Annotated in this window: 26 protein-coding genes; 6 read left to right on the top strand and 20 right to left on the bottom strand. The window is 71.1% G+C overall.

Translation table 11 applies throughout. The annotated features are described in order from the left end of the window. Positions 1 to 396: 396 nt before the first annotated feature. The 12 genes from LAJ50_RS12380 to LAJ50_RS12325 all read right to left on the bottom strand — a co-directional run bounded on the left by LAJ50_RS12380 (position 397) and on the right by LAJ50_RS12325 (position 9,736). A complete protein-coding gene (locus tag LAJ50_RS12380; RefSeq protein WP_138655326.1) occupies positions 397 to 1,512 on the bottom strand; it encodes a homoserine O-acetyltransferase in 1,116 nt (371 codons plus the stop codon). 89 nt (positions 1,513 to 1,601) lie between these two features. Further along, on the bottom strand, positions 1,602 to 2,621 hold the full coding sequence (locus tag LAJ50_RS12375; RefSeq protein WP_224096312.1) for a cytochrome C biogenesis protein: 1,020 nt from the start codon (positions 2,619 to 2,621) through the stop codon (positions 1,602 to 1,604). Beyond that, entirely contained in the window at positions 2,621 to 3,052 is a 432-nt protein-coding gene (locus LAJ50_RS12370) for a cytochrome c-type biogenesis protein (protein WP_171044680.1), read from the bottom strand. Before LAJ50_RS12370 ends, LAJ50_RS12375 begins: the two co-directional genes overlap by 1 nt. Positions 3,053 to 3,057: 5 nt before the next feature. Beyond that, positions 3,058 to 3,633, bottom strand: a complete 576-nt coding sequence (locus LAJ50_RS12365) for a DsbE family thiol:disulfide interchange protein (protein WP_171044679.1) — start codon at positions 3,631 to 3,633, stop codon at positions 3,058 to 3,060. Next, positions 3,630 to 5,549: a heme lyase CcmF/NrfE family subunit gene (locus LAJ50_RS12360; protein WP_138655064.1), complete on the bottom strand. Its 1,920-nt coding sequence runs from the start codon at positions 5,547 to 5,549 to the stop codon at positions 3,630 to 3,632. The genes LAJ50_RS12365 and LAJ50_RS12360 overlap by 4 nt, the downstream gene beginning before the upstream one ends. 37 nt (positions 5,550 to 5,586) lie before the next feature. Next, a complete protein-coding gene (gene ccmE, locus LAJ50_RS12355; protein ID WP_130553120.1) occupies positions 5,587 to 6,030 on the bottom strand; it encodes a cytochrome c maturation protein CcmE in 444 nt (147 codons plus the stop codon). Beyond that, positions 6,027 to 6,203 (bottom strand): heme exporter protein CcmD, encoded by a 177-nt coding sequence (gene ccmD, locus LAJ50_RS12350; protein ID WP_130553119.1) that lies wholly within the window; start codon positions 6,201 to 6,203, stop codon positions 6,027 to 6,029. The genes ccmE and ccmD overlap by 4 nt, the downstream gene beginning before the upstream one ends. Then, positions 6,200 to 6,958, bottom strand: coding sequence for a heme ABC transporter permease CcmC (gene ccmC / locus LAJ50_RS12345; RefSeq protein ID WP_130553118.1), 759 nt, complete (start codon positions 6,956 to 6,958; stop codon positions 6,200 to 6,202). The genes ccmD and ccmC overlap by 4 nt, the downstream gene beginning before the upstream one ends. 190 nt (positions 6,959 to 7,148) lie before the next feature. Further along, on the bottom strand, positions 7,149 to 7,607 hold the full coding sequence (gene azu / locus LAJ50_RS12340) for an azurin (RefSeq protein WP_130553117.1): 459 nt from the start codon (positions 7,605 to 7,607) through the stop codon (positions 7,149 to 7,151). Between the two features lie 239 nt (positions 7,608 to 7,846). After that, a complete protein-coding gene (ccmB, locus tag LAJ50_RS12335) occupies positions 7,847 to 8,530 on the bottom strand; it encodes a heme exporter protein CcmB (protein WP_130553116.1) in 684 nt (227 codons plus the stop codon). Then, positions 8,527 to 9,180, bottom strand: a complete 654-nt coding sequence (gene ccmA / locus LAJ50_RS12330) for a heme ABC exporter ATP-binding protein CcmA (RefSeq protein ID WP_138655066.1) — start codon at positions 9,178 to 9,180, stop codon at positions 8,527 to 8,529. Before ccmA ends, ccmB begins: the two co-directional genes overlap by 4 nt. Before the next feature lie 76 nt (positions 9,181 to 9,256). Then, positions 9,257 to 9,736, bottom strand: coding sequence for a DUF3293 domain-containing protein (locus LAJ50_RS12325; RefSeq protein ID WP_130553114.1), 480 nt, complete (start codon positions 9,734 to 9,736; stop codon positions 9,257 to 9,259). Between the two features lie 138 nt (positions 9,737 to 9,874). Between LAJ50_RS12325 and LAJ50_RS12320 the strand changes: the two genes are divergently transcribed. The 3 genes from LAJ50_RS12320 to hemN all read left to right on the top strand — a co-directional run bounded on the left by LAJ50_RS12320 (position 9,875) and on the right by hemN (position 13,691). Continuing rightward, positions 9,875 to 11,023, top strand: a complete 1,149-nt coding sequence (locus tag LAJ50_RS12320; protein ID WP_138655068.1) for a pyridoxal phosphate-dependent aminotransferase — start codon at positions 9,875 to 9,877, stop codon at positions 11,021 to 11,023. Between the two features lie 348 nt (positions 11,024 to 11,371). Then, positions 11,372 to 12,169: an amidohydrolase gene (locus LAJ50_RS12315; protein ID WP_138655070.1), complete on the top strand. Its 798-nt coding sequence runs from the start codon at positions 11,372 to 11,374 to the stop codon at positions 12,167 to 12,169. Positions 12,170 to 12,281: 112 nt separating this feature from the next. Beyond that, the gene (gene hemN, locus LAJ50_RS12310; protein ID WP_138655072.1) at positions 12,282 to 13,691 is read left to right on the top strand and encodes an oxygen-independent coproporphyrinogen III oxidase; all 1,410 of its coding nucleotides are present in this window, start codon (positions 12,282 to 12,284) and stop codon (positions 13,689 to 13,691) included. A 47-nt stretch (positions 13,692 to 13,738) separates the two neighbouring features. Here hemN and LAJ50_RS12305 read toward each other — a convergent pair whose 3' ends face one another. The 6 genes from LAJ50_RS12305 to LAJ50_RS12280 all read right to left on the bottom strand — a co-directional run bounded on the left by LAJ50_RS12305 (position 13,739) and on the right by LAJ50_RS12280 (position 18,986). Next, positions 13,739 to 14,182 carry a GNAT family N-acetyltransferase gene (locus LAJ50_RS12305; protein WP_138655092.1) on the bottom strand — a complete coding sequence of 148 codons (444 nt, stop codon included), beginning with the start codon at positions 14,180 to 14,182 and terminating at the stop codon, positions 13,739 to 13,741. 47 nt (positions 14,183 to 14,229) lie between these two features. Beyond that, complete coding sequence (locus LAJ50_RS12300) at positions 14,230 to 14,646, bottom strand: hypothetical protein (protein ID WP_224096311.1); 417 nt, start codon at positions 14,644 to 14,646, stop codon at positions 14,230 to 14,232. 23 nt (positions 14,647 to 14,669) lie between these two features. Continuing rightward, entirely contained in the window at positions 14,670 to 16,535 is a 1,866-nt protein-coding gene (locus LAJ50_RS12295) for an ABC transporter ATP-binding protein (RefSeq protein WP_138655074.1), read from the bottom strand. 110 nt (positions 16,536 to 16,645) lie between these two features. Continuing rightward, complete coding sequence (locus LAJ50_RS12290; protein WP_138655076.1) at positions 16,646 to 17,128, bottom strand: peptidylprolyl isomerase; 483 nt, start codon at positions 17,126 to 17,128, stop codon at positions 16,646 to 16,648. A 112-nt stretch (positions 17,129 to 17,240) separates the two neighbouring features. Further along, a complete protein-coding gene (locus tag LAJ50_RS12285; RefSeq protein ID WP_138655078.1) occupies positions 17,241 to 17,870 on the bottom strand; it encodes a hypothetical protein in 630 nt (209 codons plus the stop codon). 162 nt (positions 17,871 to 18,032) lie between these two features. Beyond that, on the bottom strand, positions 18,033 to 18,986 hold the full coding sequence (locus LAJ50_RS12280; protein ID WP_138655080.1) for a cation diffusion facilitator family transporter: 954 nt from the start codon (positions 18,984 to 18,986) through the stop codon (positions 18,033 to 18,035). A 169-nt stretch (positions 18,987 to 19,155) separates the two neighbouring features. On the opposite strand from LAJ50_RS12280, the gene LAJ50_RS12275 reads away from it, so the two are divergent. Further along, complete coding sequence (locus LAJ50_RS12275; protein WP_130553106.1) at positions 19,156 to 19,494, top strand: zinc ribbon domain-containing protein YjdM; 339 nt, start codon at positions 19,156 to 19,158, stop codon at positions 19,492 to 19,494. Between the two features lie 312 nt (positions 19,495 to 19,806). On the opposite strand, the gene LAJ50_RS12270 is transcribed toward LAJ50_RS12275, so the two are convergent. Beyond that, positions 19,807 to 19,989 (bottom strand): hypothetical protein, encoded by a 183-nt coding sequence (locus LAJ50_RS12270; protein ID WP_130519540.1) that lies wholly within the window; start codon positions 19,987 to 19,989, stop codon positions 19,807 to 19,809. A 373-nt stretch (positions 19,990 to 20,362) separates the two neighbouring features. Here LAJ50_RS12270 and LAJ50_RS12265 point away from each other — a divergent pair, with 373 nt between their 5' ends. Both LAJ50_RS12265 and LAJ50_RS12260 read left to right on the top strand, forming a co-directional pair. After that, positions 20,363 to 20,704, top strand: coding sequence for a RidA family protein (locus tag LAJ50_RS12265; protein ID WP_138655082.1), 342 nt, complete (start codon positions 20,363 to 20,365; stop codon positions 20,702 to 20,704). Positions 20,705 to 20,751: 47 nt separating this feature from the next. Next, positions 20,752 to 21,309: a 2'-5' RNA ligase family protein gene (locus tag LAJ50_RS12260; protein ID WP_138655084.1), complete on the top strand. Its 558-nt coding sequence runs from the start codon at positions 20,752 to 20,754 to the stop codon at positions 21,307 to 21,309. Here the strand turns inward: LAJ50_RS12260 and LAJ50_RS12255 are convergent, their stop codons facing one another. Further along, positions 21,310 to 22,542: a TCR/Tet family MFS transporter gene (locus LAJ50_RS12255; protein WP_138655086.1), complete on the bottom strand. Its 1,233-nt coding sequence runs from the start codon at positions 22,540 to 22,542 to the stop codon at positions 21,310 to 21,312. Positions 22,543 to 22,636: the final 94 nt, after the last annotated feature.

The following is a 22,636-nucleotide window of genomic DNA, read 5'->3' as shown; positions in this document are numbered from 1 at the left end:
AGCTGCAAAAGAGCCGGCTCCGCGAGGAGCCGGTTTCTCTTTTGGTTCTCAGCTTGTTCGGCGCATTGCGGTGCTTGGGCGCTGCGGCTTCGGATTGCAGGGTGTTCCGGCCTCGGGAGGGTAGCGGTCCGGCGGGCGGTGTCCGCTTGTCCCCCAATCAGGGCATCCTGCCCTGATTCGGGCGCTCGGCGTCCCGCCTCGCTAAGCGCGGCCACCGCCTGCCGGCCCGCTGCCGCGAGCGTTTGAGCGAATGGGCTTCGTGTCGGAAGGAGTCCTGACCTACTCAATGCGGGTCGAGGCCGGCTGCGAAGGCCTCACCGGCCACCCGTTCCCGCGAAGAACCATGCAGAAGCCGGGCGATGCCCGGCCTTTTCATGACGCATCGAGGGCGCGGGCTCACAGCCCCGCCAGAAACCCCCGCACCGCCGGATCGAAGCGGGCGAAGTCGACCAGGAAGGCGTCGTGGCCCTGCGGCGAGGGCAGGGGGACGAAGCTGCTGTCGGCGCCGCCGGCACGCAGGCCCGAGGCGATCTGTTCCTGCTGCTGCAGCGGGAACAGGATGTCGGTGGTGGCGCCGATGGCCATGGCTTTCTCCAGCCGGATCGTGGTCAGTGCCTGCAGGACGTCGCCGCCCGGGGCGTATTCGGCCAGGTCGAACCAGTCCATCGAGCGGCTCAGGTACAGATAGCAGTTGGGGTCGAAGCGGCGCACGAAGCGGCGCGCATGGCCTTCCAGATAGCTCTCCACCTGGAACTCCAGGCCGAACGGTTCCTCGTCCGGGCGGTCGGATTCCAGCCGCACGCGGCCGAAGCGGCCGTCCCATTCCAGCGCCGAGCGGTAGGTGATCACGCCCAGCTTGCGCGCCATGCGCATGCCGCTTTCCGGATAGGCGTTCTCGCTGTAGTCGCCGCCGTTCCACAGCGGGTCCAGGCGGATCGCCTCGCGTTGCAGCGAGCGGATGGCGATGGAGAAGGGCAGCGCCTGCGCGCTGCCGGAGATGTTGATGTGGCTGCGCGCGATGCCGGGATGGGCATGCAGCAGGGCCAGGGCAGTCATGCCGCCCATGGAGTTGCCGATCACGCAGGCCAGCCGCTCGATCCCGAGCGCGCGCACCACTTCCACGGCAGCGGCGGCGCCGTCCTCGATCGACAGGTCGGGGAAGGTGAGGCGATACGGCTGGCCGGTGGCGGTGTCGATCGACGCCGGTCCGGTCGAGCCCTTGCAGCTGCCCAGCGAGTTGACGCACACCACGAACCAGCGCGTGGTGTCGATCGCCTTGCCCGGGCCAAGCATCGCCTCCCACCAGCCCGGCGTGTCGTCCAGCGCGCTGGAGGCCGCATGCGCGTCGGGCGAGAGGCCGGTGACGATCAAAATGGCGTTGTCGCGTCCGGGCGACAGCGTGCCCCAGGTCTCGTAGGCGACGCGCGCGCCGTGCAGGGCGCCGCCGCGCTTCATCGGGAAGGGCGAGGACAGCGCGTGCCAGCGCGTGCCGGGGGGGATGAATTCGGTCATCGCGTCAGTGTAGCCGGTGGGCAAATCGTGACGCGTCGCGCGGCTTGCGTGGATCCGGCAACGCAGCGTGCCGATGATCCAGCGCGCCCTCAGCGCGCGCCGCTGCCGATCACCAGCGTCACCGGCGCCTGGGCCGGCAGGCGCACGCGCACCGGCGCCGATTCCAGATCGCCGGCGCCGCGCTGCGCATTGCCGCTGGCCGACACGCGGGCGATGAGTTCGACTTCGTGCAGTGCGGAGAGCTTCTGCGTGGGCATCGGGCTGTCCGCATCGCTCAGGACGATCTCCAGCGGCAGTTGACCCAGCGTGTGCTTCTGCACGGCCACGGGCATCGGCGGGCCATCGGGCATGCGCGCGATGACGAACACCGTGGCGTCGGCCGGCGGGCGTGCGGCGGCCGGAAGCGCGGGGTCCAGCGTGACCCGCACGCGCACCGCGTTGGCCTCGTCAGCGACTGCGGATGCCGGCGGCGCGGCGGGCAGCGGCGGCTGGCCGGCCTCCGCGCGGGCCGCGTTGATCTGTTCGCGCAGGCTGTTGGCGGTGGCGGCGTCGACGCGGGCCAGCAGGGGTTCCCAGGTGGCGGCGGCCTGCGCGGCGGCGCCGCGCTGGCGCTGGGCCACGCCCAGGAACCAGCGCGCGCGCTGCTGCGTCGGGTCGATCCGCAGCGCATGTTCGAGCATCGCCACGGCCTGGTCGTCCAGGCGCCGCTGCGGATCGGCCAGGCTGCGCGACTGCGCCGCCTCGACCAGCGCGTTCGCGTCCTCCGGCAGCAGCGCCACGGCGCGGGCGAAGGCCTCGCGCGCTTCGACGGCCTTGCCCTGCGCGGCCAGCGTGCGGCCCAGCAGCTGCCAGCCCTCGGCGGCCCGCGGATCGCGCCGCAGCTGCTCCTTGAGCAGGGCGATGGCGTCCTCCACCGTGGTCGGCGCCTGGCTGGCCTGCGGCGCCAGGGCCTGCGGCGTGCCCAGCAGCCGGTACAGCGCGAATGCGCACACGCCCAGGGCGACCAGCAGGCCGGCAGCCAGCTTCGGCGCGCCGCGCCACAGCGGCCACAGCGCGCCGCCCAGCACCAGCAGGGTCAGCACGGCGGCGGCGATCACGAAGCCCGTCATCACCACTCCTGCCCGTCGTCGGCCGGCGGCACCGCCTGCGCGCTGCGCCGGCGCACCACACGCACGACGATCAGCGCGCCAACCGCCAACAGCAGCGCCGGCCCGAACCACAGCAGCCAGGTGCTGCGTTCGACCTGCGGGCGATACAGCACGAACTCGCCGTAGCGCGAGACCAGGTAGGTCTTGATCTGCGCGTCGCTCTGGCCGGCGTTCATCAGCTGCAGCACTTCACGGCGCAGGTCGTGGGCGATCTGCGCGTTGGAATCGGCCAGCGACTGGTTCTGGCACATCACGCAGCGCAGCTCGTGGGTGAGCGCGTTGAAGCGCGCCTCCTGCGCCGGGTCGCGGAACTGCAGCGGCGTGGGATCGCTGACCTGGGCCCAGGCCAACAGCGGCGCGGCCAGGAGGATCAGCAGCAGGGCACGCAGCAGCGCCTTCATCGCGCACGCTCCGCGGCGGCCAGCGCCGGCAGCAGTTCGCGTTCGACGATGGCCTGGTCGAGCGGGCCAACGTGCTTCCAGCGCACGATGCCGCCGGCGTCGACCAGGAAGGTCTCGGGCGCGCCATAGATGCCCCAGTCCAGCGAGGCCTTGCCTTCCACGTCGCTGACCACGGCCTCGTACGGGTTGCCGAACTGCTGCAGCCAGCGCAGCGAATCGGCGGGATCGTCCTTCAGCGCATAGCCGATCACGCGCACCCGACCCGAGCGCGCCAGCGCGCTGACGGTGGGGTGTTCGACCCGGCACTCCGGGCACCAGCTGCCCCAGACGTTGAGCACGTAGGGCCGGCCGCGCAGCGTGGCCAGGTCCAGCGTGCCCTCCGGGGCGTGCAGCAGCGGCAGCACCGTGGCCGGTGCGGGGCGGCCGATCAGCGCCGACGGCAGGGCCTGGCGGTCGGGGCGATCGGAGCGCTGCACGGCCACCAGCAGCAGCGCGAACAGGGCGGCCAGGCACAGCGCACCGATGATCAGCGCGCCGCGCGAGACGCCGCGGCGCTCGGTCGGCGCGCTCACGGCGTGGCCTCCGGGCGGCGGCGGAAGCGGCGATCGCCGGCGCTGACCAGTCCCCCCAAGGCCATCAGCACCGCGCCGGCCCAGATCCAGCGCACCATCGGCTTGACCTGGATGCGTACCGCCCAGGCACCGTTGCCCAGCGGCTCGCCCAGTGCCACGTAGACATCGCCGAGCACGCCGAGGCGCACGGCCGATTCGGTCATGACCTGGCCACCGCTGGCGTAGGCGCGCTTCTCCGGATGCAGGGTCTGCAGCGGCGCATCGCGCCGGGTCAGCTGCAGCGTGCCGCGGTCGGCGACGTAGTTGGGGCCGCGGCTTTCCTGCACGCCTTCGAAGGTGAAGCCGTAGTGGCCGACCTCGACGGTCTGGCCGGGCCTAAGCGCCACTTCACGCTGCACGTTGAGCGCCTCGACCAGCAGCGCGCCGACCAGGAAGACCGCGATGCCAAGATGCGCCAGGCTCATGCCCAGCATCTCGGCGGTCATCCGGCCCTGCGCGCGCAGCCGCTGCCAGACAAAGCGCAGCGTGCCGGCGGCCACCCACAGCGCCCCGGCGATGCCGGCGGCGGTCTTCCACTGGCCCTGCGGCGCGAGGAAGTAGGCGCCGCCGCCGCCGACCACGGCCAGCACCGCCCATGGCGCCAGCAGCGCGGCCACGCGCGAGGCCTGTTCGCGCTGCCATTTGAACAGCGGGCCGAACGGCAGCAGCAGCACCAGCGGGGCCATCAGCAGCAGGAACAGCAGGCTGAAGTAGGGCGGGCCCACCGAGATCTTGCCCAGGTCCAGCGCATCGGCCAGCAGCGGATACAGCGTGCCCAGCGCGACCATCGCGCAGGCGCAGGCCAGCAGCACGTTGTTGGCCAACAGCAGGGTCTCGCGCGAACTGGCCGCGAACGGCCTGCCGTCGCCCATCTGCGGCGCGCGCAGCGCGTACAGCAGCAGCGAACCGCCGACCACGATGCCAAGGAACACCAGCACGAACAGCCCGCGCGTGGGATCGGCGGCGAACGCATGCACGCTGGTCAGCACGCCCGAGCGCACCAGGAAGGTGCCCAGCAGCGACAGGGAGAACGCGGTGATGGCGAGCAGCAGCGTCCAGCCGCGGAAACTGCCCCGCTTCTCGGTCACCGCCTGCGAATGGATCAGCGCCGCGCCGGCCAGCCAGGGCATGAAGCTGGCGTTCTCCACCGGGTCCCAGAACCACCAGCCGCCCCAGCCCAGCTCCGAATACGCCCACCAGCTGCCCAGCGCGATGCCGCCGGTCAAAAACGCCCAGGCCACGTTGGTCCACGGCCGCGTCCAGCGCAGCCAGCGCGCGTCCAGCGTGCCGTCCAGCAGCGCGGCCACGGCGAAGGCGAAAGGCACCGCGAAGCCCACGTACCCCATGTAGAGCATCGGCGGATGGATGATCATCCCCGGGTCCTGCAGCAGCGGATTGAGATCGCGCCCCTCGCCGGGCGAGGGCAGCAGCCGCACGAACGGGTCGGAGGTGAACAGCAGGAAGGACAAAAAGCCCACCGCCACCGCGCCCATCACCGCCAGCACGCGCGCCACCACCACCTGCGGCAGGTGCGCGGAGAAGCAGGCCACCGCCGCGCTCCAGCCGGCCAGCACCAGCGCCCACAGCAGCAGCGATCCCTCGTGCGAGCCCCATACCGCGGTGTAGCGATAGACCAGCGGCAGCAGCGAGTTGGAGTTCTCGGCCACGTAGCGCACCGAGAAGTCCTGCCCCACGAAGGCGGCGGTCAGCGCCGCGAACGCGACGAACACCGCGGCCAGCTGCGCGATCGCCGCCGGTCGTGCGATCGCCATCCATGCCACGCGCCCGCGGTGCGCGCCCAGCGCCGGCAGGACCGTCTGCACAACGGCCACCAGCAGCGCCAGGATGAGGGCGAACTGGCCTAGCTCAGGGAGCATGGCAAAGCCGGGTTCGCGGTCCCGCCCCTGCGAGACCTCACTGCTTCACCTGATGCTTCTGATGCGCCTTGCCCATCTTGTCGGCGACTTCCTTGGGCATGTAGGTCTCATCGTGCTTGGCCAGCACCTCGGTGGCGACGAACTGGCCGCCCTGCATCGAGCCGGTGGCGACCACGGCCTGATCCTCGCGGAACAGGTCCGGCAGGATGCCGGTATAGACCACCGGCAGCTGCGCATCGCCGTCGGTGACGCGGAAATGCGCCTCCATCGAGCCCTGCGCGCGCTGGAACGAGCCGCGCTCGACCATGCCGCCCAGGCGGAAGCGCGCATGGTCGCCGGCCTGGCCGGAAAGCACCTCGGCCGGGGTGAACAGATAGTTGGTGTTGCGCGACAGCGCCGCGGCGACCAGCGCGGTGGCCAGGCCCGCGGCGACCAGCAGCGCGCAGACCAGCAGCAGACGGCGGCGGCGGACCGGATTCATCGCGGCAACTCGGTCTGCGTGGACGCGGCCACCCGCCGGGCCTGGGCGCGGGCCTGGCGCTGGCGGGCGTTGCGCAGCAGCTGGCGCAGCTGCAGGCGCGGCAGCAGGAAATCCCAGGCCAGCACGATCGCGAACACCGCATAGGCGCCGATGACGTAGGGCAGGTAGCTCACGGACGCGCCTCCGCCAGCCGCAGCACCCAGTCCTTGCCGGCTTCGCGGCGCAGGTTGTCCAGGCGCGCGCGCTGCAGCAGCGAGCCGGCGAACCAGGCCTTGGTCGCCAGCACCATGATCCACAGCGGCGCGATCATGCTGGCGTCCATGTGCGAGGGGCCCATCAGGCTGATGGTCTGGCCCTGGTGCAGCGAGTTCCACCACACCACCGAATAGCGGATCACCGGCAGCAGCGCCACCCCGACGATGGCCAGCAACCCGGCGGCGCGGGCGGCGGCGCGGCGGTCCTCGATGGCGCCGTAGAGCCCCATGACGCCCAGGTAGAGGAACAGCAGGATCAGCTCGGTGGTCAGGCGCGGGTCCCAGTCCCACCAGGTGCCCCACATCGGCTTGCCCCAGATCGAGCCGGTGGCCAGGGTGATCGCGGTGAAGGCCGCGCCGATCGGCGCGCAGGCCATGGCCAGGATCTCGCACAGCTTGATGCGCCAGATCAGGGCGATGGCCGCGTACAGCGCCATCAGCCCGAACACGAACAGGCTCATCCACGCGGCGGGCACGTGGATGTAGAGGATGCGGAAGCTGTCGCCCTGCTGGTAATCGGCCGGCACCACGAACAGCGCCTGCCACAGCCCCAACAGCATCGCCAGCAGGCCCGCGCCGAAGCACCAGGGCGCCCAGCGCGCGGCGAAGCGATCGAACACCGGCGGCGAACCGAGCCGATGGAACCACAGCACTAGCGCATTGTTCTGGGACATCGAGACTCGTTGGGCTTGCGGGAAGACGCCAGCTGGCACCCGTGGGGCGAGGGCAACCTCGCCCCCGCGCCAGGCATCGCCTGCGCGCGGTGGCGGCTGGATTGTCCAACAAAAGCACGGACGGCCGCCACGCTGCACCGCACACGGGCGCCGGCCCTGGCCCGGGAAGTCCCGGGCCGCGCGCACGGGATTACTTGACCGTCAGCGTGCCCTTCATCAGCGTCGAGTGGCCTGGGAAGCTGCAGAAGAACGCGTACGGTCCGCCGCTGGCGATCTTGGCGACCGGAAAGCTGACCGAGGTGGTCTCGCCGCCGCCGATCAGCTTGCTGTGCGCCACCACGCGCGCATCGCCGGCCTGGACGTAGTCCGCGGGCGCGCCGGCCTTCATGCCGTCGCTGTCGATGCCGGCCATGTCGGCGGTCTTGCCGATGACCACGTTGTGGCCCATGACGGTCTTGGCCAGCTTGCCGGTGTGCTTGAGGTTGATGGTGAAGTTGGCGCAGCTCTTGGGCACATCGATGTTGGCCAGGTTGTACTTCATCATGTCGTTGCCTTCCAGGTCGGCCGAGCAGGTGGCGGCGCGCGCGCCGAAGGACGCACAGGACACGGACGCGGCGAGGAGGGCGGCGGCGATCAGGTAGGGACGCATGTTTCGAACTCCGATGAGGGGTGGGCATGGAAGCGGGTGGAAGACCCGGGTCGCAGGGTCCGCGCGAGGCGCTGCCGAAGCTTGGCGCACAGCATCGCCCGGGCACTGTAATGGGTGGAACTGTCCGATGGTCTGACAGTCGGGGCCGGAAAGGGAAGCGCGGCAGAGGGTGGGGCGCGACCGGGCAGGTAGATCGCGCGGCGGTCGTCGCGTCGGTCGGCCGTCTGGGCATGCGCAGGCTACTCGGTGGCGATGCGCAGCGCCGCGGCCGCCGCCAGCGGCGCCAGGACGAGGGCCAGCACCAGTCCGGCGGCGAGCATCAGCAGGGCGAAGCCAGGATCCAGCCCCTCGGCGGCCCGGGCCACCGCGCCGGCGCCGAACACCAGCACCGGCACGTACAGCGGCAGCGCCAGCAGGGCCAGCAGCACGCCGGCCCTGCGCATGCCCACCGTCAGCGCGGCCACCACCGCCCCCAGCAGGCTCAGCAGCGGCGTGCCCAGGGCGAGCGAGGCCATCAGCACCGGCAGCAGCGGGCGCGGCAGGTACAGCAGCTCGGCCAGCAGCGGCGTGGCGAGCAACACCGGCCCGGCGGTCGCCAGCCAGTGCGCCAGCACCCGCACGGCCACCAGCCAGGCCAGCGGCACCGGCGCCAGGATCCATTGCTCCAGCGAGCCGTCCTCGGCATCGCCGCGGAACAGCGTGTCCAGCGTCAGCAGCCCGGCCAGCAGCGCGGCCAGCCAGAGCACGGCCGCGGCCACCCGGCCCAGCAGCTGCGGGTTGGCGCCCAGCGCCAGGGCGAACAGCACCACCACCAGCAGCGCGAACAGCGCCGGCTGCAGCGCATCGCCGCGCCTTCTCCACAGCAGGCGCAGGTCGCGGCGCAGCAGCGCGGCGGCGGTGCCGGGCAGGGTGGGCAGACTCACGCGGCGGCCTGTTCGCGCCCGGCGAGCAGCAACTGCCGGGTGCGCACCGGCGGGGCGGCGTAGGCGCCGTGGGTGGTGACCAGGGCCGCGCCGCCCTGGGCCAGGTGCGCCGAGATCATCCGGTTGACCAGGGTGATGCCGTCCAGGTCGAGGTTGGCGTAGGGCTCGTCCAGCAGCCACAGCGGCGCCGGCGACAGCCACAGCCGCGCCAGCGACAGGCGTTTCTTCTGGCCGGCCGACAGCTGCCGAGCCAGGGTGTCCTCGTAGCCGGCAAGCCCCGTGGCCGCCATCGCCTGGACCGGCGTGAGGGTGTCGCGGCGGCCGTGCAGGCCGCACAGGAACTCCAGGTTCTCCAGCGCGCCCAGGTCGCCCTTCAACGCCGGCAGATGGCCCAGGTAGGCCATGGCCAGCGCGCGCACGTGCGCATCGGCGGCGCGGCCTTCCAGCGCGATGGTGCCGGCGTCGGCGCGCAGCAGGCCGGCCAGCACGCGCAGCAGGGTGGTCTTGCCGGCGCCGTTGCCGCCCTGGACCAGCAGCGCCTCGCCGGCGTCGAGCTGGAAGGCCAGCGGCCCGAAGACCGGTTCCTCGTTGCGGCTGAAGGCCAGCCCCTGGACGGACAGCAGCGGCGGGCGCGGGGCATCGGACGTCATCGGCCGCATTCTAGGGGCTGTCTTGGATCGCGGCCCGCCCGGAACCGATGGCCGGCACTGCGGGGGCGCGCGCCGCTCAGCCCGTCCAGTCGGTGAACATGTCGTCGGCCGCGTCGTCCGGCCGCGGGGCCTGCATGCGCAGGCGCACCGGTTCGCCGGCCAGCCAGTACAGCGTGCCGGCCTGGCCGAAGTCGCGCGCCAGCGCGTCGGCCTGGTCCCAACCGATGTCCAGCACCAGCCAGCCATGCTCGACCGCGCCGCCGTGCGCGTCGCAGCCCAGGGCACGGTGGATGCTCAGGTCCGCCTCGCGCAGGCGCCGTTCCAGCGCTTCGGCGGCTTCCAGGTTGCGCGCCTCGCCGGCGGGCCGCGAGCGCGGATTCCAGGCGGTGACGAACTGATAGCTGCGCGCGCCCAGCTGCCGCTCCACGTCGGCGGCCGACTGGCCGACCTGGAACAGCCATTCCTGCCGGCCCACCACCACGAAGTAGTGCGCGGCGGCGTACAGCCGGGCCAGGGCGCCCAGCGATGGCGATGTCGGATCCGGTTCCCCGTTCATGGCGCGGATCATGGGCATGGCGCGGCGTCGGCGCCAACCAGACGAAGGTCGTGGGCGCCCGGACGGCCCGGCCCGGTCACCGGCGTGGCCGATGCCATTGCGTACACTTGCCGCCCCCACCGCCGCTCCCCTGGACCGATGCAGCCGCAGACCAAGTTGCCCCGCGTGGGCACCACCATCTTCACCGTGATGTCGCAGCTGGCCGCCGAGCACGGCGCGGTCAACCTCGGGCAGGGCTTTCCGGATTTCCCGGTGCCGCAGCGCCTGGTCGACGAACTGGACCGCGCCATGCGCGCCGGTCACAACCAGTACCCGCCGATGACCGGGGTGGCGCCGCTGCGCCAGGCCATCGCCGCCAAGGTGCAGCGCTGCTACGGCGCGCGGGTGGATGCGGACACCGAGATCACCGTGACCAGCGGCGCGACCGAAGCGCTGTTCAACGCCATCCACGCCGTGGTGCGCCCGGGCGAGGAGGTGATCGTGCTCGACCCGGCCTACGACAGCTACGAACCGGCGATCGAACTGGCCGGCGCGCGCGCCGTGCACGTGGCGCTGGATCCGCAGACCTTCGCGGTGGACTGGGACAAGGTGCGCGCGGCGATCACGCCGGCCACGCGCCTGATCATGGTCAACAGCCCGCACAATCCGTCCGGCGCCATGTTCGGCAAGGCCGACCTGCAGGCCCTGAGCGACCTGCTGGAAGGCACCGACATCTTCCTGGTGTCCGACGAGGTCTACGAGCACATCGTCTTCGATGGCCGCGTGCACGAGTCCGTGCTGCGCTGGCCGCAGCTGGCCCGGCGCGCCTTCGTGGTGTCCAGCTTCGGCAAGACCTATCACTGCACCGGCTGGAAGATCGGCTACGCCATCGCCCCGCCGGCGCTGACCGCCGAGTTCCGCAAGGTCCACCAGTACAACACCTTCACCAGCTTCGCCCCGGCCCAGCACGCCTTCGCCGCGATGCTGCAGGCCGAGCCGGAGCACGACGAGCAGCTCGGCGCGTTCTACCAGGCCAAGCGCGACCGCTTCCGCGAGCAGCTGCTGGGCACCCGGCTCAAGCCGCTGCCGGTGCCGGGCGGCTACTTCCAGCTGGTGGACTATTCGGCGGTCAGCGACCTGCCGGATGTCGACTTCGTGAAGTGGCTGACCATCGAGCACGGTGTCACCGCGATCCCGCTGTCGCCGTTCTACGAGACCCCGCCCGTCGGCCAGCGCCTGGCGCGGCTGTGCTTCGCCAAGAACGCCGCCACGCTGGATGCGGCGATCGAGCGGCTGGTGAAGCTCTGAGGGCAGGGACGGCGCCTTCGTCTCAGACGGCAGGGTAGGGCGCCTCCCCTTTCGCGCAGCGAAGGGGGGAGGTTGGGAGGGGGGGCTTTTGCCTTCGCTTTTTCTTTGGCCTTCCCCGCGAAGCGCGACCCCTCCCCAGCCCTCCCCTTGGCCTGGCGGCCAAAGGGAGGGGGCAGAAGCGCATGTTCGCCTCGGGAACGCCTCAACCGTCGTTCCCGCGCAGGCGGGAATGACGGGGGGCGGTTCTTGAACGGCGAGGCATCGAAGCGGTAGCCGCGTGATCGCGTCGTCCGGGTTGGGCGTAATCTTCAGTTCCGCGGTCCAGGCCCCATCCCGAAGAGCACTCCCATGCAAGACCTCCGCATTGCCCTGGTCCAGGGCGCGACCCGCTGGCACGACCCGGCCGGCAACCGCAGCTACTACGGCGAGCTGATCGCGCCGGCGGTGGGCAAGGCCGACCTGGTGATCCTGCCGGAGACCTTCACCAGCGGCTTTTCCAACGATGCGATCGACCGCGCCGAGGGCATGGACGGGCCGACCGTGGCCTGGATCGTCGAGCAGGCGCGGCAGCTGGACGCGGCGGTCACCGGCAGCGTGCAGCTGCGCACCGAGGAGGGCGTGTTCAACCGCCTGCTGTGGGCCACGCCCGATGGCGGGCTGTCCTGGTACGACAAGCGCCACCTGTTCCGCTATGCCGGCGAGCACCTGCGCTACGCGCCGGGCCGCGAGCGCCTGAGCGTGGAGTGGAAGGGCTGGCGGATCAATCCGCAGGTCTGCTACGACCTGCGCTTCCCGGTCTTCTGCCGCAACCGCTTCGATGTCGAGCGCCCGGGGCAGCTGGACTTCGACCTGCAGCTGTTCGTCGCCAATTGGCCCTCGCCGCGCCGCTACGCCTGGCAGACGCTGCTGCGCGCGCGGGCGATCGAGAACCTGTGCGTGGTGGCCGCGGTCAATCGCGTCGGCACCGACGGCAACAACCTCAGCTACGCCGGCGACAGCGTGGTGCTCGACGCCCTGGGCCAGCCGTTGGCCGAGGCCGCCGCCGCCGAGGGGCTGACCTACGCCGCGGTTTCGGCGCAGGCGCTGCTGGCGCACCGCGCGCATTTCCCGGCCATGCTCGATGCCGACCGCTTCGCGTTGACCTGAAGCCCGGGCCTGGCTTCCCGCTCCCGCGTCGTCCGCGCCACGCGGGCAGGGACGGGCCCGTGGATTGATCCAGGTCAAGGCGGTCCGCGCGCCGGGCCGCGACCATGGGCGCATGTATCCCGCCCTTCCCGAACCCGGCGCCTGGTCCTTCGACGCCAACCTCCTGCGGCGCTACGGCGTCAATGGCCCGCGCTACACCTCCTATCCCAGTGCGCTGCAGTTCGATCCCGCGTTCGGGCCGGCGCAGTTCGCCGAACAGGCGCGGCAGAGCAACGTGGGCCACTACTCGCGGCAGCTGTCGCTGTACGTGCATGTGCCGTTCTGCGCCAGCCCCTGCTTCTACTGCGGCTGCAACCGGGTGATCACGCGCAGCCCGGTGGCCGGCGAGCGCTACGTGCGCCACCTGGAGCGCGAGATCGCGCAGGTGGCGGCGCTGTTCGAGCCCGACCGTGAGGTGGTGCAGCTGCATTTCGGCGGCGGCACGCCCAACTTCCTCGACGCGGCGCAGCTGACGCGCGTGGTGGACGGCCTGCGTCGCCATTTCCGCTTCAGCCAGACGGCCGATCGCGACATCTCCGTCGAACTGGACCCGCGCACCACCACGCCCGGGCACATCGCCGCGCTCGGCGCCTGCGGCTTCACCCGCGCCAGCCTGGGCGTGCAGGACTTCTCGCCCAGTGTGCAGGTGGCGATCAATCGCGTGCAGAGCTTCGAGCAGACCTATGCGGTGGTGGCCGGCTGTCGTGCCCACGGCATCGCCTCGATCAACCTGGACCTGGTCTACGGCCTGCCGCACCAGACTTTGGAAGGCTTCGGCCGCACCCTGGACCAGACCCTCGAACTGCGCCCGGACCGGTTGGCCGTCTACGGCTATGCGCACATGCCCACGCTGTTCCGCGCGCAGCGGCAGATCGACGAGGAGGCGCTGCCCGATGCCGAGGGCCGGCTGGCGCTGCTGGAACTGGCGGTGCGCAGACTGCGCGCGGCCGGCTACGAATACATCGGCATGGACCATTTCGCCCTGCCCAGCGACGATCTGGCGGTGGCGCTGCGCCGTGGCGGCCTGCACCGCAACTTCATGGGCTATACCACCCATGCGCAGACCGACCTGCTGGGCTTCGGCGTCAGCGCCATCAGCCATGTCGGCGACAGCTACAGCCAGAACCAGCGCGAACTGCCCGCCTGGGAGGCGGCGCTGGACGCCGGCCGGCTGCCGACGATGCGGGGCGTGCTGCTGGACGAGGACGACGCCATCCGCGCCGATGTGATCCAGCAGCTGATGTGCGGCGGACGCGTGGATGCCGAACAGGTCGAGCGCGCCTGGAGCATCCGTTTCAACGACTATTTCCGCGACGAGATCGACGCGCTGGCGCCGCTGGTGCGCGACGGGCTGGTACAGGTCGCCCCCGACGCCATCCAGGTCACCGCGCGCGGCCGCGGCCTGCTGCGCCTGGTGGCGATGCGCTTCGACCGCTACCTGGCCCAAGGTGGCCTGGAGGGACGGCACTCGCGCGCGGTGTGAGGCCGGGCAGGGCGGTCTTCTGTTGTCCGGCGACAACCGCGCCACAGTCAGGTCGCTTCGGACGGCGCGCGCGTCACCACGAAGCACTTCTGCACGATGCCCGCCGGTTCCCGGTAGGTGCGGAACCCCATGGCCTCGTAGTAGCGCAGGCCCGCGGGATTGTCGGCGCCGATGTAGGCATCGATCTTCTCCAGCCCCGCCGCGATGGCCGCCTGCCGGCTGGCCGCGAACAGCGCCTTGCCGATCCCGAGCCGGTGCGCCTGGGGACCGATATGCGTGCCGATGATGCCCCAGCCTTCTGGCACGTCGTAGGGATTGCCCGCCGTGGCCCGGATCAGCGACTGGAAGCCGAGCACGCGCCCCTGCGCGTCCTGCGCGAGGCTGCACTGGAGGCGCGCCGGGTGCTGGATGTAGCGGGCCAGCACCGTCTCCCGGTCGCTGGGGCGCTCGCGGCCGGTGACGGCGATGATCTGCCGCAGGACCGCGCTCATGGCCTCGGCGTCCTCGCTGCTGGCGGGCCGGATGCGGACCCGATCGGTCACGGGACGAAAGTCAGCTCGAACGAGACGAAGAAGGGGGCGTGCGGCGGGGCCATCAGCACCTTGCCGCGCAGGAAGCGGTCCACGCAGATCGCCAGCGGCGTGTCGCCCTTGCGCCAGGTGCGGGCGATGCCGCCACGCGCGTCCAGCCGGGCGACGACCACAAACGAGGCGGTATCGGGCTTGGGTGAGGCGCATGCGGCGATACCGCGCTCGAGCATGGCCTGTTGCGCGGCCAGCATGGCCTGGCCGAGATCGGGCGGCAGCGAGGCCTCGTCGTGATCGGCCTGCGCCTTGGCCTGGGCCAGGTCGGCCGGATTCCAGCCCTCGCTGCCCGGCGCCGGGGTCTGCGCAAGCGCGGGCAGGCACAGCAGGCAGGCCAACAAGGCGGCGGTACGGACGATGGTGCGTTGCATGGGAAACTCCTCGAGCCAGGCGATCAACGATAGCCGGCGGCCTGCAGCTCGAACAGCTCCGCATAGCGACCGCCCTCGGCCAGCAGGCTCTCGTGGGTGCCGACCGCCTCGATCCGGCCCAGGTGCAGCACCAGGATGCGGTCGGCCATGCGCACCGAGGAGAAGCGGTGCGAGATCAGCACCGCGGTGCGCTGCTCGGACAGCTCGCGGAAGCGCTGGAACACCTCGAACTCGCTGCGCGCATCCAGCGCGGCGGTGGGCTCGTCCAGGATCATCACCTGCGCCTGGCGCATGTAGGCGCGGGCGATGGCGATCTTCTGCCACTGGCCGCCGGACAGGTCCACGCCGGTCTTGAAGCGCCGGCCGATCAGCTGCTCGTAGCCGCCCGGCAGGCTCTCGATCACCTGGTCGGCCAGCGCGCTGTGCGCGGCGGCGCGGATGCGCGCGGCATCGTCCATCGCCTCGATCCGGCCCACGCCGATGTTCTCGCTGGCGGTCAGGTAGTAGCGCACGAAGTCCTGGAAGATCACCCCGACATTGGCGCGCAGTTCGTCCAGGTCGTACGCGCGCAGGTCGCGCCCGTCCAGCAGGATGCGGCCCTCATCCGGGTCGTACAGCCGCGCCAGCAGCTTGACCAGGGTGGTCTTGCCCGCGCCGTTCTCGCCGACCAGCGCCAGCACCTCGCCGACCTTCAGTTCGAAATCCAGATGCCGCACGGCCCAGTGCCGCGCATCGGGATAGCGGAAGCCGACATTCTCGAACACGAAGCCCTGCCGGATCGGCTGGGGGAACGGCACCGGCTCGGCCGGCGAGGTGATCTCCGGCTGGATGGCGAAGAAGGAGAACAGGTCGTCCAGGTACAGCGCCTGGCCGGCCACCTGCGAGAAGCCCACCAGCAGGCCTTCCAGCAGCTGGCGCAGCCGCAGGAAGCTGCCGGCCAGGAAGGTCAGGTCGCCGATCGAGAAGTCGCCCTTGACCGTGCGCCAGGCGATGTAGGCATAGGCCACGTAGTAGCCCAGCGAACCCAGCGCCGCCAGGGCCGTGCCCCACAGGGCGCGCCGCCGCGCCAGGGCGCGGTTGGCGGCGAACAGGCTCTGCGCCAGGCTGCGGTAGCGTTCGATCAGGAAGCGGTGGAGGTTGAAGATCTTCACCTCCTTGGCGGTCTCGACGCTGGCGCCGGTCTGGCGCACATACTCAAGCTGGCGGCGCTCGGGCGTCCACTGGAAGTTGAGCGAATAGCCGACCGCGTTGAAGTGCGATTCGCCGACGAAGGCCGGCACCAGCGCCACCACCAGCAGCGCGATCAGCCACGGCGCATAGGCCAGCAGGCCGATGGCGAAGCTGATCACGGTGACGGTGTCCTGGACCTGGCCGAACAGCTGGCTGAGCAGGTTCATGCGGCCCATGGTCTGGCGCCGCGCCCGATCCAGCTTGTCCTGCAGCTCGGGATCCTCGAAGTCCTCCAGATCCAGCGTGGCCGCATGCTCCATCAGCCGGATGCTGTTGGCGTTGGTGAACAGCTCGGACAGCAGCGTGTCGGCATAGCTGATCGCCCGGCCCAGCAGGTCCGAGCCGATGGCCAGGACGAACTCCAGCGCCAGCAGTTCCATCAGCCGGTTGAGCGCGCCGCTGGACAGCGCATCGGCCAGCGAATCCAGCGGAACGCCGGCACCGACCAGGCGCACCGCCTCGTCGATGATCAGCTTGCCCACGTACAGCGCGGCGATCGGCAGCAGCGCCTTGACCAGGCGCAGGCCCAGGCTGCCCACGGTCAGCCACGGACTGGTCGCCCAGACCATGCGCAGGAAGGGCGGCACGTTGCGCATGGCGGCGAAGCGCTCGCGCAGGCTGGGACGGGGGCTGGGCGAGACGGTGGCGGCAGGCGGCATGGCGCCATTGTGGCGCCGCGGCGATCACGACGACGAGAACCCCGCAAAAGCAGACACCCCGGCGCGAGGGCCGGGGTGTCGGGATGCCGCGATCGGCGATGGCCGTGCGATCAGTGGTGCGCGCCGCCCGGGCCGTGCACGTGGCCGTGGCTGAGTTCCTCGGCCGTGGGCTCGCGCACGTCGGTCACCTCGACCGCGAAGTGCAGGGTCTTGCCGGCCAGCGGATGGTTGCCGTCCACGGTGACCTCGTCCGGGCCGACCTGGACCACGGTCACCACCAGCGGGCCGTGTTCGCCATGGGCCTCGAACTGCATGCCCGGCATGATGTTGGCACCGGTCGGGAACGCGCCCAGCGGCACCACCTGCTGCAGCTGCTCGTGGCGCGGGCCGTAGCCCAGCTCGGGCGGTACGTCGACCTGGACCTTGTCGCCGACCTGCTTGCCGGTCAGCGCGCTCTCCAGGCCCGGCACGATGTTGCTGGCGCCGTGCAGGTAGCTCAGCGGCGTATCGGGCGCGGACTGGTCGATGACGCTGCCGTCGTCGCCGGTGAGGGTGTAGTGGATCGTGGCCACGCGGCCATCCTGGATTTCCATGAAAAACATCCGTGAACGGGTGAGGGGAGCACGTCGGTGGCTTCACGACGCGCAGGAGAAGGACACGCCACTACCCTAGGCAAAAGCAGGCGCCGACACAACCGCAGCCCGTTCATTTACGCGTGTCGACCGGATAGACCGCGGCGACGCCGCAGCCGCCCGCGGGCAATGACTGCGCGAAGCTTTCCGGACGCGCATCGCCCACCACCACGTCGCCGGGATTGCCGCAGATCATCCCCAGGTCCATGCCGGAGCGGAACACGAGCGTCGGGCTGCGCTGCAGCATCGGGCAGCTGCCGGTGAGCTCGACCCGATACCAGCGATGTCCGCCCGGATGGCGGCGCGAGACCTCCACCAGAAGCCCGTCGGGATCGCTCGACCAGGACCGCAGGTAGCGCGGCGCGAAGCAATAGCTTGGCGAGCCTCTGAAGCCGGCGCCGCGCTGCGGGCCGATCACCTTGACCGGATCGAGCGTGGCCATGGCGTCCCGATCGGCCTGCTGCATCAGCAGCGCATGGGTCTTCGCTTCCAGCGGCTCGACGCTGGCCACCGCGCAGCGTCGACCGTCCGTCTGCACGTAGGCCGGTGCGCCGTTGCAGATCCAGCCTTCCGCGCCGAACAGGCGTGCGTCGGCCGCGGCGTCGGTGCCGGGGCAGTCGGACTGCAGCCCAAGGCGGTAGGGTTGGCCGTCGTGCGCGACGATGACCAGCGTGCGTGCATCGACCTGGCGGACCTCGGTCATCCGGCGCGCATCCAGGCAGCCAGGCGCAGGTGGCGTGCGCGCGGCCTCGGCCGCGCGCGCGGCGCAGATGGGCAGGCTCAGCAGCCACGCCAACAGGATGATCGGGCGCATTGCATCGGTCCTTGATGGAGGCCTTGAGGGGCGGGGCGCCGCCGTTTTACCTCATTGCGCCGCGGGGGCCAATGCGGCGCGCCGAGCGCGGTAGACCGCCTCGGTCTGCGGCTTGATGAACAGCGCCACCAGCTCCGGGTAGCGCTCCTTGACCGCGGCCTCGATGCGGGCGACGCAGGCCTCGATCTGCTCGGTCGTGCGCGTGTCCTCGAACTCGGCGCTGAGCGTGGCCAGCACCTGGTTGGGCCCCATCTGGATGGTGGTCACGCCGTTGGCGTTGCCCACCTCGGGATCGGCGTTGGCGATCTCCAGGATGCTCCGGCCGATGCCGGGCTGGGCCGGCTCGCCGATCAGCAGGCCCTTGGTCTCGCGCGCCAGCATGAATGCCGCCACCGCCAGCACCGCGGCGATGCACAGCGAGGCCACGCCGTCGAGCACGGGCATGTCCAGCACCTGCGCGGCGATCAGGCCCACCAGCGCGAAGCCCAGACCCAGCAGCGCGGCGCTGTCTTCCAGCAGCACGGTGAAGGTGGACGGGTCCTTGCTGCGGCGGAACGCCTCGAAATAGCCCAGCTCGCCCTTGGTCGCGCGGAACTCGCGCAGCGCGACCCACCACGAGCCGCCTTCGAACAGCATCGACACGCCCAGCACGATGTAGCTCACCAGGTGGTTGCTGGCCGGCTCGGGCTGGCGGATATGCGCGATGCCTTCGTAAGCCGACACGCCGGCGCCGGCGGCGAACACCAGCAGCGCCACGATGAAGCTCCAGAAGTACAGCTCGCGCCCGTAGCCGAACGGGTGGGTGGGATCGGCCTGCTTCTCCGCGCGGTGCAGGCCGTAGAGCAGCAGCACCTCGTTGATGGTGTCCACCAGCGAGTGCACGCCCTCGCTGAGCATGGCCGAGCTGCCCGACAGCCAGGCGGCGATGAACTTGGCCACGGCGATGGCCAGATTGCCGGCCAGCGCGGCATAGACGACGAGACGGGAGCCGGAGGGCTTGGCCATGGGCGGCGGCGAGGTGCGGGTGGGGCTGTCATGTTGGTCACGCCCGCGTCCCCTGCGCGTGAGCGCACCGGAGCAGCGCGGCGCGCGGCGGCAAGCGTGTGCGGGATGGGGCGCGCGGCCTAGGCCTTACAATGCGCGCTTTCCTGACTTCGCATCGGTCCTGCTGCTCATGCCCACCGCCCCCGCCTGTCCGCAGTGCACGCTGGACAACACCTACGCCGACGGCGCGCTGTGGATCTGCGCCGACTGCGGCCACGAGTGGACGGCCGACGCCGGCACCGCCGAGCAGGCGCTGGTGGTGCGCGATGTCAATGGCAATGTATTGGCCGCCGGGGATACGGTCACGGTGATCAAGGACCTCAAGGTCAAGGGCTCCAGCATCCCGCTCAAGCAGGGCACCGTGATCCGCAACATCCGCCTGGTCGAGGACGATGCCGAACACATCGAAGGCCACTCGGACAAGATCAAGGGCCTGGTGCTGAAGACCTGCTTCTTGCGCAAGGCCTGAGCGCGCGGTCGCGCGTTGCCCGCGCTCGGCGAGACGCCGCTGCGCAAACCTTCTACCGTCGTTCCCGCGGACGCGGGACCCCGTCACTTTCGCGCAGGAGCCTCGAAGGCGTGGATTCCCGCGTTCGCGGGAATGACGGGCTCCCCGGCGGGAAACGACGGAGGCTTCGACTCAGGGCGCGATTGCGGCGCGCAACCCGCAGGCGCTGCCACCAGCTGCGCGCCGCAATCGGCCAGGCACGCTTGCTTTCCCACGCCACAAAAAACGACAGGCCGCTTGCGCGGCCTGTCGGATCGTCCGGCTGCTGCCCGGTCAGGTGCCGTCTTCGGGCACTTCCACCTTGGTCAGCACGCGGGTATTGCCGAGTTTCTCGATGCGGCCACCGGCCTTGCGGAAGGCGGCCAGGTCGGCCTGGATGCGCTCGTGGGTCAGCGGCGCGCTCTTGTCGGAGGCGCGGGGCTTGCTGGCGGCGATCTTGGAACTGGTGCGGGGCATGAAGCTCTCCTTCGTCGTGGAGCGGCGGGGGCGCTGCGATCCGCCCTCGTCGCGTGACGGGCGGCCGCAGTGCGCGGGTGCAGGTGTCCAATCCGATATGCGGCCGGTCGCCGGTCAGGGCAAGGCGAGCCGCAGGGAACAGGCCGAAGCCGGACAGGACTGCGTCGGAGGGCCGGGAGCTGGGCGGACCCGGCCGGTCGCGTGCGCCGGTGGGCGGGAAAGCTCGGTCCGGTGCGTGCGAATCGTGGAACATGCGAAGTATATCACATCCGATGTTCCACGGTTTTCCGAGGCCCCGGAAGCCCCGCGGCGGCTTGGCAGCGCGGTGAGGGCCGGGTAGCGTGGCGCGCCCCCTCCCGATGAGTGTCTGTCGATGATCCAGCGTTTCGATACCGGTCTGCGCATGTCCGAGATGACGGTGCACAACGGCGTGGCCTACCTGGCCGGGCAGATCGCCGAAGGCGGTGGCGACATCGCCGCGCAGACCGCCGAGGTGCTGGCCGCCATCGACGCGCTGCTGGCGCGCGCCGGCTCCGACAAGTCCAGGATCCTGCGCGCCGAGATCTTCATGGCCGACCTGGCCGAGTTTTCCGGCATGAACGCGGTCTGGGAGACCTGGGTGGTGCCCGGCCATACGCCGGCCCGCGCCACCGTGCAGGCGCGGCTGGCCGATCCGTCGTGGAAGGTCGAGATCGTCGTCACCGCCGCGGTCTGAGGCCTGCGCGGCCTCGCGCCGGCAGCCGATCCTGAGACTTGCCCACGATGCAGGACGACCTCTTCGCCCGCCCGGCCGCGCCGCCGCCGAGCCTGTTCTTCGCGCTGCTGCCCGCGGCCGGCGACCAGGCGCCGCTGGAGGCGGCGGTGCAGGCGCATGCGCCGCGCTTCGAGGGCTTCAAGCCGATGCGCGCGGCCAAGCGCCACGTGACCCTGCTGTACCTGGGCGAGCCGTTCGACGAGCAGATCCCCGGCCTGGTCGAAGGCGCGCAGCGCGCGGTGGCCGGGGTGCAGGGGCAGGCCTTCGTGCTGAGCCTGGACCGGCTGGCGGTGTTCGGCCGCAACGCGGTGGTACTGGCCGCCTCGCAGACGCCGCCGGCGCTGGCCGCGCTGGAATCGGCGCTGCGCGCGGCCGCCACGCGCCAGCGCATCGTGCTGGCCAGGTCGCCACCGCTGCATCCGCATCTGACCCTGGGCCACAACGACGGTAAACGCCTCGCGCCGGAGGCCTGCGCGCCGGTGCGCCTGGCCTTCGACGCCTTCGTCCTGCTGCGCGGTGGCCAGCGCGAGGCCTACGTCGAACTGGGCCGCTGGCTGCTGGGCTGATCAGCCCGCCCGCGCGCGCTGGCTCCGGGCCACCGCGATCCCGGTCAGCGCGGCCGCGGCCAGCACGCCGGCGGCGATCAGGAACGGCGTGCCGATGAAGGGCAGGGCCGCCTCGGGTCCGACCGACCTGGAATACACCCAGCCGAAGAACACCGGCGAGACCACGCCTGCGATCGCGCCGACGCTGTTGTTGGCGCCCTGCAGCTGGCCCTGCTCGGACTCGGACACACGCTGGGTCATCAGCGACTGGATGGTCGGCATCGCCAGCCCCCACAGCGCGTTGGGCAGCATGGCGGCGACGAACAGCCAGCCGGTCGGCGCCAGCCCCATGCAGGCGATGCCCAGCGCGCCGAAGCACAGGCCGATGATCATCGTGCGGCGATCGCCGAAGCGGCGCACCGCCGGGCCGGTCAGCGTGCCCTGGACCAGCATGTCCAGCGCCCCGACCATGGCCAGCAGCAGGCCCACCTGCCAGGCGCCCCAGCCGTAGCGGTCGGCCGCGTACAGCACGAACACTGCCGAGAACACGTGGTGGGCGAAGTACAGCAGGAAGTTCACCACCGCCAGGCCGGTCAGCTCCTGATGCGAGCGCAGCAGGCGCAGCGCGCCCAGCGGATTGGCCCGCGTCCAGGAGAAGGCCATGCGCTTGTCCGGCGCCAGAGATTCGGGCAGCACGAACGCGCCGTAGGCGAAGGCCAGCGCGCTCATCCCCGCAGCCGCCCAGAACGGCGCGCGCGGCGACCACTCGCCCAGTACCCCGCCCAGCAGCGGGCCGGCGACGAAGCCGGCGCTGAAGGCCGCGCCGATCAGGCCGTAGCCGCGCGCACGGTTCTCCGGCGTGGTGATGTCGGCCATGTAGGCATAGACGGTGGTGAAGCTGGCCGTGGTGATGCCCGAGATGATGCGCCCGGCCGCCAGCCACCACAGGTTGGGCGCCAGCGCCATCAGCAGGTAGTCGATCGCAAGCCCGGCGGTGGACAGCAGGATCACCGGGCGGCGGCCGTACCGGTCCGACAGCGAGCCCACGATCGGCGAGACCAGGAACTGCATCAGCGCCCACAGCGCCACGAAGATCCCATTGATCAGCCCGGCGCGCGCGTTGGAGCCGGAGAACTGCTCGATCAGGTGCGGCAGCACCGGGATGATGATGCCCATGGCCACGATGTCCAGCATCGCGGTGACCAGGATGAAGGCGACGGCGGCCTTGCCGGCGCGGAAGGCGGGAAGCGGCATCGGGAAGGCTCGGGTGATGCGCCGCGGGCGGGATTGGGGTGAGCGGCGCGCGGCGCGATGGTAACCCGCATTGACGACGTGGACGTCCGTCGGC

The organism is Pseudoxanthomonas sp. X-1 (assembly GCF_020042665.1).
In the GTDB taxonomy this organism is placed as follows: Bacteria; Pseudomonadota; Gammaproteobacteria; order Xanthomonadales; family Xanthomonadaceae; genus Pseudoxanthomonas_A; species Pseudoxanthomonas_A spadix_A.
Note: the sequence above shows the minus strand (reverse complement) of the source record. Positions and strands in the feature narration are given on the sequence as shown.

What these genes read in the sequence shown, in the direction of transcription:
- LAJ50_RS12285 (WP_138655078.1), bottom strand. Translation starts at nt 17,870, where the DNA reads ATGACCGAGGTCCGCCAGGTCGATGCACGCACGCTGGTCATCGTCGCG.
- ccmE (WP_130553120.1), bottom strand. Translation starts at nt 6,030, where the DNA reads ATGAATCCGGTCCGCCGCCGCCGTCTGCTGCTGGTCTGCGCGCTGCTG.
- LAJ50_RS12280 (WP_138655080.1), bottom strand. Translation starts at nt 18,986, where the DNA reads ATGGCCAAGCCCTCCGGCTCCCGTCTCGTCGTCTATGCCGCGCTGGCC.
- LAJ50_RS12315 (WP_138655070.1), top strand. Translation starts at nt 11,372, where the DNA reads ATGCAAGACCTCCGCATTGCCCTGGTCCAGGGCGCGACCCGCTGGCAC.
- LAJ50_RS12255 (WP_138655086.1), bottom strand. Translation starts at nt 22,542, where the DNA reads ATGCCGCTTCCCGCCTTCCGCGCCGGCAAGGCCGCCGTCGCCTTCATC.
- LAJ50_RS12360 (WP_138655064.1), bottom strand. Translation starts at nt 5,549, where the DNA reads ATGCTCCCTGAGCTAGGCCAGTTCGCCCTCATCCTGGCGCTGCTGGTG.
- LAJ50_RS12265 (WP_138655082.1), top strand. Translation starts at nt 20,363, where the DNA reads ATGATCCAGCGTTTCGATACCGGTCTGCGCATGTCCGAGATGACGGTG.
- ccmA (WP_138655066.1), bottom strand. Translation starts at nt 9,180, where the DNA reads ATGACGTCCGATGCCCCGCGCCCGCCGCTGCTGTCCGTCCAGGGGCTG.
- azu (WP_130553117.1), bottom strand. Translation starts at nt 7,607, where the DNA reads ATGCGTCCCTACCTGATCGCCGCCGCCCTCCTCGCCGCGTCCGTGTCC.
- hemN (WP_138655072.1), top strand. Translation starts at nt 12,282, where the DNA reads ATGTATCCCGCCCTTCCCGAACCCGGCGCCTGGTCCTTCGACGCCAAC.
- LAJ50_RS12300 (WP_224096311.1), bottom strand. Translation starts at nt 14,646, where the DNA reads ATGCAACGCACCATCGTCCGTACCGCCGCCTTGTTGGCCTGCCTGCTG.
- LAJ50_RS12320 (WP_138655068.1), top strand. Translation starts at nt 9,875, where the DNA reads ATGCAGCCGCAGACCAAGTTGCCCCGCGTGGGCACCACCATCTTCACC.
- LAJ50_RS12380 (WP_138655326.1), bottom strand. Translation starts at nt 1,512, where the DNA reads ATGACCGAATTCATCCCCCCCGGCACGCGCTGGCACGCGCTGTCCTCG.
- LAJ50_RS12270 (WP_130519540.1), bottom strand. Translation starts at nt 19,989, where the DNA reads ATGCCCCGCACCAGTTCCAAGATCGCCGCCAGCAAGCCCCGCGCCTCC.
- LAJ50_RS12325 (WP_130553114.1), bottom strand. Translation starts at nt 9,736, where the DNA reads ATGAACGGGGAACCGGATCCGACATCGCCATCGCTGGGCGCCCTGGCC.
- LAJ50_RS12295 (WP_138655074.1), bottom strand. Translation starts at nt 16,535, where the DNA reads ATGCCGCCTGCCGCCACCGTCTCGCCCAGCCCCCGTCCCAGCCTGCGC.
- LAJ50_RS12290 (WP_138655076.1), bottom strand. Translation starts at nt 17,128, where the DNA reads ATGGAAATCCAGGATGGCCGCGTGGCCACGATCCACTACACCCTCACC.
- LAJ50_RS12375 (WP_224096312.1), bottom strand. Translation starts at nt 2,621, where the DNA reads ATGACGGGCTTCGTGATCGCCGCCGCCGTGCTGACCCTGCTGGTGCTG.
- LAJ50_RS12305 (WP_138655092.1), bottom strand. Translation starts at nt 14,182, where the DNA reads ATGAGCGCGGTCCTGCGGCAGATCATCGCCGTCACCGGCCGCGAGCGC.
- LAJ50_RS12275 (WP_130553106.1), top strand. Translation starts at nt 19,156, where the DNA reads ATGCCCACCGCCCCCGCCTGTCCGCAGTGCACGCTGGACAACACCTAC.
- ccmC (WP_130553118.1), bottom strand. Translation starts at nt 6,958, where the DNA reads ATGTCCCAGAACAATGCGCTAGTGCTGTGGTTCCATCGGCTCGGTTCG.
- LAJ50_RS12260 (WP_138655084.1), top strand. Translation starts at nt 20,752, where the DNA reads ATGCAGGACGACCTCTTCGCCCGCCCGGCCGCGCCGCCGCCGAGCCTG.